Annotated in this window: 11 protein-coding genes; all 11 read left to right on the top strand. The window is 57.4% G+C overall.

Annotated features, from left to right (window positions below):
• The first annotated feature begins 586 nt into the window (after positions 1–586).
• The 11 genes from VB780_RS06835 to VB780_RS06785 are packed head-to-tail and all read left to right on the top strand — an operon-like array spanning position 587 to position 13,636.
• On the top strand, positions 587–3,271 hold the full coding sequence (locus tag VB780_RS06835; protein WP_323350391.1) for a hypothetical protein: 2,685 nt from the start codon (positions 587–589) through the stop codon (positions 3,269–3,271).
• Positions 3,272–3,286: 15 nt separating this feature from the next.
• Positions 3,287–4,561: a hypothetical protein gene (locus tag VB780_RS06830; RefSeq protein WP_323350390.1), complete on the top strand. Its 1,275-nt coding sequence runs from the start codon at positions 3,287–3,289 to the stop codon at positions 4,559–4,561.
• A gap of 36 nt (positions 4,562–4,597) precedes the next feature.
• Positions 4,598–5,758 (top strand): hypothetical protein, encoded by a 1,161-nt coding sequence (locus VB780_RS06825; RefSeq protein WP_323350389.1) that lies wholly within the window; start codon positions 4,598–4,600, stop codon positions 5,756–5,758.
• Positions 5,759–5,808: 50 nt separating this feature from the next.
• Positions 5,809–6,552, top strand: a complete 744-nt coding sequence (locus VB780_RS06820) for a hypothetical protein (protein WP_073609761.1) — start codon at positions 5,809–5,811, stop codon at positions 6,550–6,552.
• The gene (locus tag VB780_RS06815) at positions 6,552–8,246 is read left to right on the top strand and encodes a hypothetical protein (protein WP_323350388.1); all 1,695 of its coding nucleotides are present in this window, start codon (positions 6,552–6,554) and stop codon (positions 8,244–8,246) included. The genes VB780_RS06820 and VB780_RS06815 overlap by 1 nt, the downstream gene beginning before the upstream one ends.
• A 9-nt stretch (positions 8,247–8,255) precedes the next feature.
• Entirely contained in the window at positions 8,256–8,783 is a 528-nt protein-coding gene (locus VB780_RS06810; protein WP_323350387.1) for a hypothetical protein, read from the top strand.
• 59 nt (positions 8,784–8,842) lie between these two features.
• Positions 8,843–9,061 carry a hypothetical protein gene (locus tag VB780_RS06805; protein WP_323350386.1) on the top strand — a complete coding sequence of 73 codons (219 nt, stop codon included), beginning with the start codon at positions 8,843–8,845 and terminating at the stop codon, positions 9,059–9,061.
• Entirely contained in the window at positions 9,058–10,542 is a 1,485-nt protein-coding gene (locus tag VB780_RS06800; protein ID WP_323350385.1) for a hypothetical protein, read from the top strand. The genes VB780_RS06805 and VB780_RS06800 overlap by 4 nt, the downstream gene beginning before the upstream one ends.
• Positions 10,543–10,552: 10 nt before the next feature.
• Positions 10,553–12,433 carry a type IV secretory system conjugative DNA transfer family protein gene (locus tag VB780_RS06795; RefSeq protein ID WP_323350384.1) on the top strand — a complete coding sequence of 627 codons (1,881 nt, stop codon included), beginning with the start codon at positions 10,553–10,555 and terminating at the stop codon, positions 12,431–12,433.
• Positions 12,433–12,639, top strand: a complete 207-nt coding sequence (locus VB780_RS06790; RefSeq protein WP_323350383.1) for a hypothetical protein — start codon at positions 12,433–12,435, stop codon at positions 12,637–12,639. The genes VB780_RS06795 and VB780_RS06790 overlap by 1 nt, the downstream gene beginning before the upstream one ends.
• Position 12,640: 1 nt before the next feature.
• A complete protein-coding gene (locus VB780_RS06785; protein ID WP_323350382.1) occupies positions 12,641–13,636 on the top strand; it encodes a hypothetical protein in 996 nt (331 codons plus the stop codon).
• The last annotated feature ends 356 nt before the right edge of the window (positions 13,637–13,992 follow it).

Genomic DNA, 13,992 nt, shown 5'->3' with positions numbered 1-13,992 from the left:
CCGATACCGGCAGACCAGCTGGTTCCCTGGTGTGTGATTGCCCTGTTCAACATCGTTATTGTCAATCGAATTTTTGGGGCTGGATGGATACCGACGATTTTGTGCATCGGCTGGGGGGCCGCGACCTGGTGGGTGCTGACGGGGTCTGATGCATCGCGTTTTCTCTCCAAGTTTCATTCACCTCCCAGCTGGTGCTACGGCCATCTTGCTTATTTCACGCCACTCGCGCCGTACCCTGACCTGAATCCGAAACTGAGCAGGGGAAAGAAGACTAAAAAGGCGAAAAGGAACCTAAAAAAAGCAGAGCGAAGGAAGGCACACACAACTTCTAGAACTTCCCAGCATCGACCCAGAGTAGATTATTTCTGAGCAATGAGTTTAAGGCAATTAGAGAGTCAAGCGCATGGCAAGTGGAAAGCTTGGAAAACGCAATATAAAGCCTCTTAAATCAACAAAAGGTGGATCGGCAAAGACGACGCTAAAGGCGTTTGAAGATTTTTGTAGCCTCAGAACCTTTATCAGATTTAAGATGAAAGGCCGGAGTGTAGGAGCAGCTCTTTTATCCTATAAAAATAGCTATCGACTGGTGTTTGGATTTACCTGTCGCGGCCTTCACGACACGTTGCGGTCTGAGCAAATTTTTCCCACGGTTGAACGGCTAGAGTCTGGGCTTAAGGAACTGCCTCGCAATGGCACGATGACGGTTCAGCTCAGCAGCTTTGCTACCGACCGGGATCGCCAGACTGAGCTAGATGAGCTGATTGCGTCGGCCCCATCGGCTGAGATTAAGCTCATTCTTCTCAGCGAGAAGAAACGTGCCCAAGACCTGGCCAGCCAAGGGGTTCGTAAGGTCAAAACCATGACCATTTACTGCACCTACACCATTGCTGGAGATGATCGAGCTGGGGCCGAGGCTGACCCGATTGAGAGAGCACTGGCCTCCTTGGTGTCCTTTTGGGAAGGGTTTAAGGGCAAGGGTAAAAACGTCATCTTGAGGCGGTTCGAGGAGATGTTTAGCGCTGCCTTTGAAGAGGGCTATATGCGTTGGGAGTCTCTACTGGCTATCAAGATGGGGCTTGAAATTACCCCCATGTCTGCGGAGGATCTTTGGGGTAAGACCTGGGACATTTTCAATACGACTCAGCCCCCCGATGTCCCCAACCCCCTGACGTTCGATGGGCAGACGATTACGGAAGCTGTCACTAGCGAATACGATCCAAAATCGCTGTTGATTCAGGGCGAAGGCGGTGAGATGACCGTCCCCGATGCGGATCGCGCCTGGGTCAAGGTGAGGGGCAAATATGTTGCCGTCATGCCCTTTGTGGCCAAGCCTGCGGGGTTCTCCAACATGCGTGCCCAGTTAAGGTATCTCTGGGATGTGCTGTGCCGCCATCAGGTGGTGGATACCGAGATTTTTTGCCAGGTTTCCCCGGCAAATCAGGCGATTGTCAAAACTCAAATGCAGCGGCTAATTAAACAGTCGAACAATGCCGCCACAGCGGCGGCTAGCTCTAACTCCATAGACGTGGGGGCTGCCCTCAAGGTGCAAAAGTCGGTGGAGGCGACCGCACAAATTATCGAAGGCGCGATCCCCGTCAAGCTAGCAACGGTGATGGTCATCCATCGCTCCAGCCGGGCTAGGCTGACGGAAGCCTGTCGCCACATGGCCGAGGGATTCCTATTGCCCGCGAAGGTGGTCAGAGAACCCGAGGTGGCGTGGCAGCAGTGGCTCCAGTGTCACCCCACGCTGGCGTGGGAGAAGCTGCTGATGTCCCCGTACAACCGGACCCAGACCTACCTCAGCAGTGAGGCTCCCGGCCTGATTCCGTTCACCATGACTCGCCAGGTCAGCCGTCAGGGCTTTGAGTTGATCGCCGACGAGGGCGGGAGCCCGGTCAAGATCGATTTCATTGGCGAGCATCGCAATATAGCTGTATTTGGCACCACCCGGTCGGGTAAATCGGTATGTGTGTCAGGGATGCTGTCAATGTTTTTGGCGAAGGGTTACCCCATCGTATGCCTGGATTATCCCAAACCGGACGGTACTTCCACCTTTACTGACTACGCTAAATTCCTGGGCGACCACGCCGCCTATTTCGACATTGGGCGAGAGTCCAACAACCTGCTGGAACTGCCAACGCTCACCGGTCTGAGCCCCGAAGATCGCGATGAACGAATGCAGGACTATGTCTCCTTCTTGGAGTCAGCCCTGGTCACGATGGTGTTGCCCTCCACCGAAAACCAGCAGCTGCTGGAGCAAACGGTCAGAAGTTTGATTGGCAGAGCCTTGAGTAAATTCTTTGTCGATGCCGAAATATTGAGTCGGTACAGGGCGGCTGAATTGGACGGGTTTGGCAGTGAGGCCTGGAAACGGATGCCCACCCTTGAAGACTTTATTGAATTTTGCTCCTTCGAGAAGCTAGAGCTGGAAGAAAGCGGGAGTGATGAAATTGCCAATGCCGCCAGCCACATCAAGCTTCAGCTGAACTACTGGCTAAAATCACGGATCGGCAAGGCGATCGGTCGGGCTAGCTCTTTCCGCACTGACGCCCAGCTCCTGGTCTTTGCGCTGAGGAATTTGAGCAACGAAAACGAGGCTGCGATTCTTTCGCTCTCGGCCTATTCTGCTGCCCTTCGCCGCGCCCTGGGTAGCCCAAAATCAATTTTCTTTATCGATGAGTCACCGATCCTCTTTGAATACAAAACGATCTCTCAACTGATTGGTCGGTTATGTGCGAACGGTGCCAAGGCGGGTATTCGCGTCATGCTCTCGGCCCAAGATCCAGACACCATCATGAGGTCAGTGTCTGGGGCCAAGGTCATGCAAAACATGAGCACCAAGCTGATTGGCCGTATCCAGGCGGTGGCGGTGGACTCCTTTGAGACGTTGCTGGGCTACCCCAGGGAGGTGATCTCAAGGAATGCGACGGAAGCATTTTTCCCGAAAAGAACGGAGCTGTATTCAAATTGGTTGCTCGACATAGACGGGCAGTATCTCTACTGTCGCTTTTACCCTGGTGCCGTTCAAATTGCAGCAGTTGCCAATAACCCAGACGAACAAGAACTTAGAGATTTGATGCTCAGTCGCCTCCGGTATGAAGGCAAATTTAAGGCAATGGCCAGATTTGCTGAATGCTACGTCAACGCCATTCGTAATGGCGGTGGAATAGCCGATCTCGTTGAGCAAGAAAAAGCTTTGGTGCAACGCGAAGTAACCCACGTCTACCCATCAGTGGAACGTCCCTCTCGACCCTTAAGTTCAGTTAATTAGTTATGAGGCGGATCTATGAATCGGCAACTCTTAAAACCTGGATTGCGCTCATTAACGCTGGTTGGCGCATTCACTATGGCGGTGGCCCAGGGGCAGCCAGTACGAGCTCAGGTCGTAAATCAGACTGCCATCCCTGCTGACTCGACTGCAACATTCGCCCCGACATCTGCCACTGGCTCTATCCCTGGACTTGACTTAGGGGCGCTTGCCAATGGGGGCTGGGGGAGTGGTACGGGTAGCATTCTCAATGGCGACCTGAGCAGCATCCTCAACGGTGGGGGGCTAGGTAGCATTCTTAACGGCGACCTGGGTAGCATCCTCAACGGTGGTGGTCTAGGTGGCATCCTCAATGGTGGTGGTCTAGGTAGCATCCTCAACGGCGACCTGGGCAGCATCCTCAATGGCGGTGGTCTGGGTGGAATTCTCAACGGCGGTGGCCTAGGCGGCATCCTTAACGGCGGCTGGGGCGGCACCCCCACTGGCGGTGGCCTGGGCGGCATCTTGACAGGGGGTGGTGGGTCTAACAACCCTCTCGGGGACATTCTCAATGCCGGTGGCGGCTGGGGCGGCGGCGCTGTGCTTGGCCCCGGTGGTCTTTTTGGCGGTGGCGCAGGCGCTGGGCATCAGGCTAATGTCAATATCCGGACTCCAACCTTAGTGCAGGGGGTTGCGGCTCGTTCTCCGCGCGTTGCTACGGCGGCAGGCCGCTTTCTCGACAATATTCGAGGCGGCTTTGGAGCACCGCCTGAATTCATCACCGGCAGCTTAGGTGTTCCCGATGTTCTGGCATCGCAGCTCGCGCTCACCGAAGCGATCGTCTCTGGGTCTGAAAATGGCTCACCTGGTGCCGCCTCGCAGCGAGTAGACCGATTCAACATGAACCCGATTGCCCTGGCTGACACGGCGAGTAAAGAAGTCTCCCGTGCGGCCGCCGCAGGCTTCGCCAACTCGCTACTCAGCGAGGAAGGTCAGGAAGCAATTGTGGCTGAAGTCAAGGCCACAGACGACACCTTGCAGGAAATCGTTGTCCTAGCTGAAGAGGCTCAGGACCTGGATGTAACGCAAGACATTATGAAAAGCCACATTGCGGCCCTGGCGCAATCGTCGGCTATCGACGTGGCTCAGTACGGTCAAAGCATCCAGATGCGGCAGCAACTGGCGGCTGACTCGCTGGTGCAGATTGAAGCTGCCCGAGAGCTATCGGCTCTCAACCGGGCGCAATCTCGGCAGGGCATGGCCCAGGCCGCTGAGGTGATCAACAGCTCGGCGGGCTTGGTGCTTTTTCAGTAACTCAACCCAGGCAACGGTTCTATTTGGTAACGGCAGATGAGCGTAATTTTCACGCAGATTTTAGGAGTGCAAGGTGCTGGCGAGCTGCTCCGCCAGGGCTTTGAGATGAGCCGTGATATTGGCGATATCTATAGCCTGTATTGGACGCAGCTGTTTACTTCGGAACTCTACACCCAAATTACTGGCCTGGCGCTGATCTTTGCTGTTGGGGCGCTGGTCTTGTTCATGATGCGATTTGCCTATATGGCCGTGCATGAAGATGACTATCGGGAGCCGCTGAGAATGCTGGTGTGGCCGCTGATTGTGGTTGCCCTGCTGAGCAATCAAGGAAATCTGTTGGGCATCTCGACGCGCTCTGTTCGTGACGTTATCAACCGGACGAATGAGCAGGTGCTGCAAGTCTCGATGTTGAACGTCACCCTGGAAGAGGCGATTCGGGGGGCGATCGCCAAGGGTGTTGTGGTCGCCGAGGTAGATGCCCAGGTGCAGCAATGCCAGTCTCTTTTGGGTGAGGCCCAGATTCAATGCCTTGAAATGGCCTACGAGCAGATCGAAGCGACAGTGGGCGACTTCAAGCAGCATTGGCTGGTAACGGCTACGGGCATGGCTGGCAGTGTCTTTCCTCAAATTGACATGACCTTGCAGATGGTTCGAGGAGCCATCGATGCCTATAACACTGACGGCAGCGTGGGCGATATTCTGCCGGGTGCATTTGGTGGCCTGATTGGCTCCCAGTCCCGCGTGATTATCCATGCCTTTTTGATGGCCTTTCAGTGGGCGTTTGTGAATTTGATTCAAATTTCGCTATTACTCACAGCGCTGATGGGGCCGTTCGCGGTGGCGGCCAGTCTGTTGCCCTTTGGCGGCAAACCCATCTTTGCCTGGATCACCGGATTCTTGAGTCTGGGGTTTGCTCAGATGGCCTACAACATCATTGTCGGCATGTGTGCCGTCGTGATTATGAATGCCAACACCTTTGATACCAATGGTTTCCTGGTATTAATCGCCCTGCTGGCCCCGGCGCTGGCGCTGGGGTTGGCCAGTGGGGGAGGCCTGGCAATTTTCAATATCATGCTGGCCGGGTCAACGGGCGCTGCGACGATCCTGCTCAGCCGGATGGCGCTAGCGACTACCCACGTCAGTACCAACCATTCCTCTCAATCGGCCTATCCAAGACTGCCCCAAGGGGGGCGTTGATTTCTGCCTGGTTGAGATTCCTTTGGCCGTAGACCCTGTAGGTAAATGAGATGACGTTAATCAACCCGAAAAGACAAGGTTTACTCGCAACCGAAAACCTCCTCCCCCTCTTTGTGTTGCTAGCGCTAGTGCTGGGCGGCCTCAATCTGTTGCTGACGGCAGTGCTGGGGATGACGACCAGTCAAATTGCTAGAAAGCCTGTCCCGACGTTGGTGCAAACCATTGACGGCAATTCGTTTACGGTGAAGCCGATCGACAACCTGGATAGAACCCCGGAGTCGATTCGCCTGTTCACTCGGCAGGCAATGACGATGTTATTTACCTGGAATGGCGTCAGTCAAGCTCAGGATGCGACCGGGACCATCCAAACAACGACTGATTCAGGCGTCAAGGCAGGAAGTAACACGGTTACGACCAAGGCGTGGCAAGCGAGTTTTAGTCTTTCTGAAGACTTTCGGGCTTCATTTTTGGAGCAGGTCGGTGCATTGACCCCGCGATCGGTGTTTCAGGGGCAGGCGCAAAGCGTTTTCAATATTGAATCGCTGTCTGAACCTCTGCTCATTGCGCCTGGGTTTTGGGACGTAACCATGGTCGCGAACCTGATTATTTTTGACGTGAAAAATCCTGGTGGGATTGCGATTCCGGTCAACAAAGTGATTCGTATTCAGGCCGTTGAGCCCCCCGCTGACCCGATGGAGGCTGAGGCGACGGCAGTGCAGCGGGCCGTCTATCAGGTGCGTTCGGCAGGACTGCAAATTACTGACATTACTGAGATGACGGAGGCGGCGAGATGATGACTGGAACTGAAAATGGGAATGGGGCGGCGATCGCTCCGAACACTGTAGATTTGCTGCTCGATGAAGGCGATCTCGATCGCGATGAGCTCTATGAGCTATCCCTGTTGGTAGGCATTGACCCAGAGAACGCCCCTTCTAATTCTGGGGCATTGGGTGATGAGTCGCTGGATGGTGTGGCGACCGACCCCGATGGGGAAGGGGATGATGAAGAGGAGTTGGTTGACCGCGATGTGCTGGCCGGTCGTGTCCATGCAGACGGAAAGACCCGTACCCCGATCTGGGCTAACCCTCTGGTGAAGGCGGGTTCTGTTGCCCTGATTGGGGGGCTATGCATGGTGGTGGTGGGTGGTGTCTTATCGGGTTTTCAAAGTGCCGGAAAGCGAGATTTAACCCCCACGGCGAGGCCAGAGCAAGCCCCAGAGCCGCCTCCAGACCCGACTCAGTTGGCCCTAGAGCGGCAGCGGCAGGAGATTGGGCAACTCAAGACGCGCAATGCCCTGGGGAATCAAACCCAGGCGTTGCAACTCCACGAGGCTCGAACCAATGGTGAAGGGAATGATCCATCAGCCGCCGAGTTGCTAGCGTTGCGCAATCAGATGGCTCGCGCCCAGGCCGTACAGGCCGAAGGCGCTCAGCCTGCGCCGAATGCTCAGACTGCCGCTGCTGTCTCTCCCCAGGCCGTGCAACCCACTGGGTCAGTGACTCGTCCTGCGCCGACCTATGCCCCTGCTGCGCCGCGTCCGGCACCATCGCCTAGACCCAGCGCATCGCCGCCGCCACGACAACCCGTAGTGAATATGCCTCCCCCGCCTCCCCCCGAGGTGCTTTGGTCCTCATTGGCGGCGATGGGAAGCTATGGTACTGGCACGGGAATGGAACCCGCCTTTACTCCAGGCCCACAGGAACCTACGCCGGTAGAGTCATTACCCCCGGCCAGTTCTGCTTTGCCCCAGCAACCCGCAGCAGATGGGCCTACCGCGCAACTCGTCAGCGATGCTACCCCCGCGTCGTTGCAGATAGAAGAGGCCGCAATCCTGGGGCGGACTCTGAAGCGAGTGGCTCCCGGCACCACGGCGACGGCCACCCTGGTCGCCCCGATTTATTGGGCCGAAGATTTGAGTCGAGAACAGCAGAGTCAGCGAACGGCGATCGCCCTCAGTCAGCCTCTTTTAGCTGATAACGGTACCGTGGCTCTGGATGCTGGCACGGTGCTAGTAGCCGAGGTGTCTGTGCTGGCAGGCTCGGGGATGGTGGAGCTGTCGGTCACCGATGTGGTCACAGTCGAAAATGGGGTGAGCAAGGTGACGCCAGTGCCACTGAATCACCTGCTGATCACGGGTGGTAACGGTAACCCTCTGATCGCCAAGGAGATGCGCAATGGTGGCGAGGTCAGGGCAGCACAGATGCAGCTAGCCGCCCTGGGCGCACTCGGCCATGTGGGTGAGCTGCTCAATCGCCCCCTCAGCCAGCAGACGATTATCGGCGAGGGAGCCAGTGCTGTCGCCACCGAATACGCTCCGGTCAATATCATTGCGGGTCTTCTGTCAGGCGCGGCTCAGGCCGTTTTACCGATCGAGCAGCAGCGGGTGACTCAACGCATTGACGACTATGACTCGCGTACCCGGATCTGGTTTCACGACACTGCGGAGGTGTCTGTCTTTGCCCTGAACGAATTTGTCTTTGAGCCGTAGGATGCCACGATGAAAGACCGGAACAGACTGCTATGCATAGCGCTGACGGCTTGTGCCGTCCCCCTCTGGTGGGTGGTGTTGGGGGTACCTAGCTTGGCCCAGGGTCGCCCGCTGCGACAAGAGGTGCGGTTAGAAGCGGCTCAGGCCGGTACGGTACCGATCACGGTTTGGCCGGGGTCTGGGGCTAACCTCGACTTTTCTCGCCTAGGGCTGCGCATCTATCGAGCCTGGCTAGATGACCCATCTAAGCTGACCATCGACTTTGACGCGCCCCTCGATGCCGGTGGCGCTCAGGTGGTACACCTCCGGCGCATCAGCGGTGTGCATTCCAGGGATTGCCTTCTACCCCGGCTACCCTACTCTCTGTGGTGGCGCGGGATGCCTCCGGTACAGCTCACCTTTTCCAGTTTCCGATCGCCTATGGCTCTGGGCCAGCCGACTACTCGACGATCGCGGTGGTTCCTGCCCCGGCACCAGCTGGCCCCAGGGCCAGGATTCAAGCCTCGGCCATCCCTGTCCAGGGTGCTACTCCCCTAACGTTCTCCCACGGGATTGCGGCACTGATTGAAGCCGGTACGATCGCCCCCAATGGCCCCATGCACCAAAGTCTGAGGGCATTTTTGGCGTTGATCGCTAACGGTGTGCCGGTGGCAGAGGCGTCGGCTCAGACTGGTATAAGCCTGGAGGTAGTGCAGGCGGTCGCGAGGCGGGGGCTGGAGCAGCAGCGCCAAACTGTCCCGAGGCCAGGTGGTGCCCCTGAGGATGCGGATGCAGCACCGCTCGACCCGGCTGAGGCGGTTGGGGGTGACGAATGATGGGGCGGGTAGCCTCGCTCCCGGCGTTGATTCTCCTGGTGGTGCTGGGGGTAGTGTCTAGTGCTGGTGCTATTGCACCCCCCCTCGACCCAGCCTCTGCTCAGGAGGCGGAGACGCTGGCCCAGCCCGAAGCTCTCCAAGGGACTGCAACAGAGCAACCCTCCCACTCGGGCTTGACTGCCGCTAATTTTAATCTGCCGCTGGGGGTGCTGCGGATTGGCGATCGCCATGCGGCTATGCCTGACTGGCGGCTGATAGCCTTCTCTGACCTGCCCGTGTTGGCGGAGTCGGGAACCTGGGGGGCGGTGTCGTGGCAGCGGGGCGATGCGATCGCTGATGTGCTGACGGTGGGTGATTTGCAGGGTGGGTTTGACGTTCACCTGCTGACTGTCGCGGCGATCGCCGATCAGCTAGGGGTGTATGCCAGCAAGGGCAGAGATGGAGGGATTAGAGCTATTCCCTTGGACAAGTTTGGGCTGCTGAACTATCAAACGCTCTCGTCCTTGGTTAGAGCTGCTCCGGCACTTTTGTCTCTAAAGGTAAGTGACTCTCGGTTGGTCAAAGACCTGATTGCCATTGTTGATCCCACCTTTGTCGCTACCAATGGCACCCTGGGCGAGCTGATCAAGCAGCAGCCAAAGTATGGCGAAATCAGCTTGTCCTATCTCGACCTGGACAACTACACCATCGGTGAGTTGCCGGGGATTGAGATCGCTCCGATCCAAAACTTCAGCCAGTGGGAGTCGGCCAAACTCACCGAGGTGCCGCTGCTTGAAAATCTCAGCCTGTGGACGCTGCCGGGCAAAATCGGCGTGCAGGGTGAGATCGCGATCGCCACCGTGCAAGAGGCCGACGAGGGTGCCCTGGAGGTGGTGTTTTCGGCCCCAGAGGCAGCTCCAGGGCAAGCGCGATCGCTGCGCTGGCGGGTGGGGCAGTTCCAGGTGGGTGGCTTGGGAATGGGCGACCTCACTACCGTCAATCAGGGGTTAGAGCGGCTGGGTACCGTTATCTACAACCCGTCATTCAAGGTTGTGCCGCATCGGGTGTCCCGCGACGAGATCCAGCTGGTGGCCTACTTTAGAACCTGTCGGCAGTCGGGGGAGGGTACGGCGGCTGACTGTTCGCCCTACGGTATTGGCCCAATTCCTTTCATGTTGGTCAAGCCCGGAGAGGCCGTCTTTTTGGGGCAGCAGGCCTTTGGCGCTATCCCCTACAGCCCTACCCCAGAGCCTCCAGCTCTGGCCCCAGATGAGCCGAGCCGGGTGAGCCAAGCGATTGAAGCCCTGGCTGACAACCCAGGGCCAGTTGGGCTGGTGGCGTTTTCATCAACCCTGGCGCTGGCGCTGGTCTGGGGGCTGTGTAAGGTCAACCCAGCCCAATTATTCACCTTGCTGGCTCAGGTAACCCGCGTTCTGCGGCCTATCCAGAAACATTCATCGACTCGATCTCGACCTAACCCCAAGGGCCAGAAGAAGGCCTAGGTAGCCCAAGATGTTTGACACCGAACAAGCTCTATTGGCACAGTCTTCTCCCCCGGCCCGGCCAACGGCCCTAGAGTCGGTGGGGCATTCGATCACTCCCGCGCTGAAACCGCTGATGGGCAGCAATGGCGTCATTCTGGGTGCGATCGCGCTGGTGTTCATGGTCATGCAGATCATGAAGGGCCGAGGAACCAGCGGTAAGATTGCTAGGGGCAGCGTCAGCGGTGGTGCGGAAAAGGCGCGGGCGAGAAAGCGGGCGATCGCCCAGCTCAAGGCCAAGAAGCATAACTCTGTGGCCCTCTACATTGGCTCTCTGCGCCGCAGCAAACAGGGCAAGCCCCGCAATGCCAAGGCCCTCTACCTGCCTGATGTGCAGCGGGGGGTGGCGATCGCGGGTGGCCCTGGCTCGGGTAAAACCTATTCGGCGATTAACCCGCTGATTCGCGCGGCGCTGGATGAGGGTATGCCCGCCCTGGTCTATGATTTCAAATATCCAGGGCAGGCTGAGTGTCTGGTGGCCTATGCGGCCCGCCGTGGCTATGACGTGCGCATCTTTGCGCCAGGCTACCCCGAGTCCGAGGTCTGCAACATCCTCGACTTTATGGCGGATGCCGACGATGCCCTGATGGCCCGGCAGATCGCGTCGGTGATGAATCGAAACTTTGCCCGCTCTAGCAATAGCTCCGAGGATAAGTTCTTCGCTGATGCCGGTGACCAGCTGACCCAGGCCATTCTCATGCTGGCTAAGGGCATGCCCAACCCTGACTTGATGACGGCCAGCGCTGTGCTGGGTCTCGATGCGCTACCCGCCCGAATTATGGAAGGCAAGCGTCTGGGGGAATTGGGCAGTCTGCCCCAGGGCTGGCACATCTCCCACTGGGTGTACTACGCCTTTTCTCAGCTCTTGCAGCTGAAGGACTCTGAAAAAACGGTGGCCGGGGTGATCGGCACCGCCAGCAAGGTATTTTCGCGGTTTATGGCCCCAGAGCTGATCTCAACCTTTTGCGGTCAGACCACGCTGCCGATTGAGCTGTCCGGTAAGCAGATGGTGATTCTGGGGCTAGATCGGCGCAGGCGTGAAGCCGTCGCGCCCCTGGTGGCCACGGTGCTGCACATGATGGTGACGATGAATGTCACCAAAAAGCGTAGCGATCCGCTGCTGCTGGCCATTGATGAGCTGCCGACCCTTTACCTGCCCTATTTGACCCAGTGGCTCAACGAAAACCGCTCCGACGGCCTGTGTACGGTAATTGGCTTTCAGAACATTACCCAGCTAGAGGATGCCTACAAGCGAGAGCAGGCCAGGGCGATTTTGGGCGGTTGCGCCACCAAGGTGTTGTTTAACCCGCAAGATCCCGATAGCGCCCGAATGTTCTCAGATTACCTGGGTGAAGAGGAGGTGACGATCAAGCAAAAGTCGCGCAGCAGCGGCGGCAAAGGCGGGGCCTCACACTCCACCAGCGACCATTTGCAGAAGCGCCCGATTGTTGAGCCTGCCCAGTTCAACCGGCTGCCGGTGGGGCGGTGTGTGCTGATTAGCCCTGGCTTTTGCCGCAAAGATGAGACCTCGATTCCTCTAATTTCGTCGATCAAGGTGCCCAAGGCCGACGTTCTCGATGACGACTGGAGCGTCAAGACCTGGCCTAAGGTGAAGGCGAAACTGGAGGCCCGTACCCCGCAGTCGCTGGGTGATAGCGATCGCGCCCGGCAGGAGATTGCCATTCGGATGGCGATCGCAGCGGAGCTGTTGCCGCTGCCGGTCGATGGTGAGGGCGCTGAAGCTTCGGGGGGGCGGTTTAACAGTGGGGTGCCCTCCATTTTGCCGACACCGAAGGCTGGAGCACGGGTGATCAACGCAGCGGCATTGATGGAATTTACGGAGGCATTCTAATGGCAGACCCCAGCTATCCCCCCAATGGCATCGACCCCGAAATGGTGAAGAAGGTGAACCAGATTGTGGCGTTCATCACGGGCCTCGGGGCGAGCCAGGCGATGACGGATACAGCTGCTGCTCAGGCCTCTTCAGATGCCCCGGTGCCACAGACCAAAGAGCCTGCCTCCGAGACCACTATCCCAGACCCATGGGAGGACGTTTGATATGGCTGGACTGGAAGAAACGACGGGGGTGCGCGGACACGACGGCGATAAGGCCGAGCACTCTATCCGTGACGTAATGAGTGGAATTTTGGCGGCTATTGCCCTAATCCAGGGGCGACGGGTGGTGGTTCACGATTTCCCATCCTCGGCGGTGGAAAAGAAGGATGAGCCATCGCCTCTAGTGCCTGGGCTTGCGCTAGAAGGTGCCCCAGAGCGCCTGGGGCTACCGGCGGGGCCGATTCATGCTGAGCCGGGAAAGGTGCCTGATGGCCTGGGGCCACATCCCCCGACCGATCTGGTGGCTACCCTTGGACGATCTCCCACGGTGCAAGGGGTAGTGCAGATTCAGGTGGGTGAATCGGTGTTGTTGACCACCGAGGGCACCCTGGCTGTAGACCTGATGCAGCACGAGCAGGCGAATCCTGGGTTTATTGACGGGCTGCAAAGGGCGACAGTAGATCGCGAACTGCCTGCCGATGCACCAGCGGTTTCGGTGTTTCGGGATGGCAAGCTGGAGTTTTACCGAGATAGTGAGCAGATGTTTGCTTCGGCCACCTTTCGGCGGGAGCACGATGTCTCGGTGATTGATGTGGATGAGGTTGAGTCGAAATCAGCTTTAGCTAAAGCTGGTTTGGCTTCGGCGGGAGGGGAGGCAGATGGTGGACCTGCTGATGCGTTGGGTGGGCAGCAGCTGGGAGTGGGAAGTTTGTTGTCTCAGGTGATGGATACCTGTTTTGACCCAGGGGGTGGCCCGGCCAAGTTAATTGGGGCTGACTATGAGGTTGAGCGCGGTGCAGATCGCTCGATCTCACTGCGGGCGAAGGATGGCCGGGGGCAGATTTTTGCGGCGGATGTGGCGGGTGTGACGACGCAGAATGATTTGACGGGGCAGGATTATGAACGGCTGCGGGTGATTGAGCAGATTGCGGTGCGGCAAGGGGTGAGTGCGATCGCGCCTGCGGTTGCGCCGCACACGAAGGGGATTGAGTTGGACTAGCTAGCCATTGTGGTACCACGATAAAGAATTGCTGAAGTCATCTTGGTAAAACCCCGATTATGGGGTGATAGACCGATCCAGATCTGCATAACACCCCACTTTTGGGAGTGATGCAGAATTTTTTCAGTCTAACTACCCTTTTCGAGGCGATATTCAACTCAAAATCGGGCTAATCACCCTGATTGGGGGTGTTATACAGAGTACAGAAAGAGAAAGCAGGCTAAACACAAGTTATGCAGCTGAATCTCTGTTGGAGCAGTAATTTGAAAGTTGTTCGTGAGCGTTCAGAAGTTAGATGAAAAACGTTTTGTAGCATTTCGTAGTATAGTCAATTAAGGTCATAGATTTTTGTTGCG

This window comes from Leptolyngbya sp. CCNP1308, assembly GCF_034932455.1.
GTDB lineage: Bacteria > Cyanobacteriota > Cyanobacteriia > Phormidesmidales > Phormidesmidaceae > Nodosilinea.
This window is presented reverse-complemented; position numbering and strand designations above follow the sequence as displayed.

Bases quoted from the DNA above. Each gene is read 5' to 3' on its own strand.
- VB780_RS06795 (WP_323350384.1), top strand. From the start codon at position 10,553: ATGTTTGACACCGAACAAGCTCTATTGGCACAGTCTTCTCCCCCGGCC.
- VB780_RS06800 (WP_323350385.1), top strand. From the start codon at position 9,058: ATGATGGGGCGGGTAGCCTCGCTCCCGGCGTTGATTCTCCTGGTGGTG.
- VB780_RS06810 (WP_323350387.1), top strand. From the start codon at position 8,256: ATGAAAGACCGGAACAGACTGCTATGCATAGCGCTGACGGCTTGTGCC.
- VB780_RS06825 (WP_323350389.1), top strand. From the start codon at position 4,598: ATGAGCGTAATTTTCACGCAGATTTTAGGAGTGCAAGGTGCTGGCGAG.
- VB780_RS06785 (WP_323350382.1), top strand. From the start codon at position 12,641: ATGGCTGGACTGGAAGAAACGACGGGGGTGCGCGGACACGACGGCGAT.
- VB780_RS06815 (WP_323350388.1), top strand. From the start codon at position 6,552: ATGACTGGAACTGAAAATGGGAATGGGGCGGCGATCGCTCCGAACACT.
- VB780_RS06830 (WP_323350390.1), top strand. From the start codon at position 3,287: ATGAATCGGCAACTCTTAAAACCTGGATTGCGCTCATTAACGCTGGTT.
- VB780_RS06805 (WP_323350386.1), top strand. From the start codon at position 8,843: ATGCACCAAAGTCTGAGGGCATTTTTGGCGTTGATCGCTAACGGTGTG.
- VB780_RS06790 (WP_323350383.1), top strand. From the start codon at position 12,433: ATGGCAGACCCCAGCTATCCCCCCAATGGCATCGACCCCGAAATGGTG.
- VB780_RS06820 (WP_073609761.1), top strand. From the start codon at position 5,809: ATGACGTTAATCAACCCGAAAAGACAAGGTTTACTCGCAACCGAAAAC.